Source organism: Acinetobacter sp. YH12045, from assembly GCF_013419925.1.
GTDB classification, from domain to species: domain Bacteria; phylum Pseudomonadota; class Gammaproteobacteria; order Pseudomonadales; family Moraxellaceae; genus Acinetobacter; species Acinetobacter amyesii.
The window spans coordinates 1-1,504 of record NZ_VOZE01000038.1 but is presented as its reverse complement, the minus strand read 5'-3'; the positions used below and the strand labels follow the sequence as shown (position 1 = coordinate 1,504).

Annotated in this window: 1 pseudogene; it reads right to left on the bottom strand. The window is 60.5% G+C overall.

Annotation, left to right across the window (positions count from 1 at the left end):
* Positions 1-235: 235 nt before the first annotated feature.
* Positions 236-1,504, bottom strand: a pseudogene (locus FTU02_RS16240) (IS91-like element ISVsa3 family transposase); the annotation flags it as partial.

The window sequence follows — 1,504 nt, the reverse complement described above, 5'->3', positions numbered from 1 at the left end:
ACGTATAGGAAGAATAAACGCCCTTTTCACCCAAGTCCAACAGCTTTGGACCGCAGTTGACTCTTTCGACACCCCTGCGATGCAACCCAATCCGGCTGACGGGGAGCCAGCAACGCTGAAAATTTACCCTCCTCTTTCCCACTAGCGGCTCCTTTTCCGACAACCAGCACGGCGGATCCCTGCCGCGGCGCTGTGAACGCAGCATTTTGATTGGTATCGTTGGCCTTCAGGCTCGTCAGTCAAACAGACCCAGGAGCAGCTCAGCCGGTGGCGCCCGGCTTTCGGGTAACGCCCTGGTCCCGCTGGTTTCGGCTTTGTGCTTCAGGTGATCAAGGATCTGCTTGATCACTATAGGGTCTTCAATGCAGGCGATGACTTTCATGGCGCCGCCGCAGCCGCTGCAGGTCTCGATGTCGATATTGAAAACACGCTTGAGCCGTTGCGCCCATGTCATCGACGCTCGCCGTTGTGCTGGTGTTGCCGGTTCATCAGCCACCCTGACCTTGTTGCCCCTGCCCCGTTTTGCCGGCGTGACCAACGCCCGGTGCCGACTGTTGGGTGCGAACACCCCGTGGAAGCGGGTTAGGTTGACTCTGGGCTTCGGTACCAGGGCGGCCAGCCTTGCAATGAAATCCAATGGTTCGAAAATGACGTGCGTGGTGCCGTCCCGGTACGGCGTCTTGAGCTGGTAGCGCACGTTGCCGCCTCGTGTTAACGACAGCCGCTTCTCGGATACCGCCGGGCGGCTGATGTACCGGCACAGCCGTTAGAGCTTCTTGCGTTCATCGGCCCTGGCCGCCACGCCGGCGTGCAGGCTGGACCCGGCTACCTTGCCAATCCCGTCACCGAACGGATCACCACTGGTCGGCAGAGTTTGCAAAGTGAACACCTTTCGCCCCGCCTGTGAACCGACAGCGATACGGTAAGTGATCGAGTGCCCCAGCAGGGGTGTCATCGGGTCGTCATCCACCGCATCCGAGGCCAGATAGCTGTTTTCGACATCCCGTTCCAGCAGGCCTTGCCGTTCCAGATAGCGACCCACCCGGTGGGCGATGGTGTGCGTCAGCTGGGTGAGCTCTGGGCTGGTCGGCGCCTTGACCCAGCGGAAACGCGCTGAGCCGTGGGATTGCTCGACATACACACCGTCGAGAAACAGCATGTGGAAGTGAACATTCAGATTGAGCGCCGATCCAGAACGCTGGATCAGGGTGACCGCGCCCGTCTTGGCCACTTGGTGGGTATGGCCCGCTTTCTTGACCAGGTGCGTGGCAATGACGCGGTAAACGATGCCCAGCACCCACCCCATGATCTCGGGCCGGCTGGCAAACAGGAAACGCAGCTGAAACGGGAAGCTCAACACCCACTGACGCATGGGTTGTTCAGGCAGTACTTCATCAACCAGCAAGGCGGCACTTTCGGCCATCCGCCGCGCCCCACAGCTCGGGCAGAAACCGCGACGCTTACAGCTGAAAGCGACCAGGTGCTCGGCGTGGCAAGACTCGCA